General features: G+C 50.7%; 1 protein-coding gene. It reads left to right on the top strand.

The annotated features are described in order from the left end of the window. Nucleotides 1-26: 26 nt before the first annotated feature. Nucleotides 27-274, top strand: a 248-nt coding sequence (locus SB719_RS20000; RefSeq protein WP_412159717.1) for a hypothetical protein, incomplete at its 3' end; no start/stop codon positions are given.

The raw sequence follows: 274 nt of genomic DNA, 5'->3' as shown, positions 1-274 counted from the left end.
AAAGGCAAGCTGACAGGGGAGAGAACATGCTCGGGAGGTTTTTTCTAACGCGGCCCGAGGCCGCTAAACGTACTGTCCAGATAGCGTTCTTTGTTATTCTGACAGCACTCTTCTGTTTCATGAATATCCGGTTCTCCGGCATAACAAACTGGCTTGGCATCGACCCGAAAGTCGCAAAAGCCGGCTTCACCAAGGCGACGCTAATCTCCTCGATATTGCTTAGTATCGTCATCTTCGCGAATTGGAGCTTCCTGAGACTTTTTCCGCGTTGGGC

The organism is Pantoea sp. SIMBA_079, from assembly GCF_046940275.1.
Lineage (GTDB): Bacteria > Pseudomonadota > Gammaproteobacteria > Enterobacterales > Enterobacteriaceae > Pantoea > Pantoea borealis.
The sequence above is the reverse complement of the archived record's forward strand: the minus strand, read 5'-3'. Positions and strand labels throughout refer to the sequence as shown.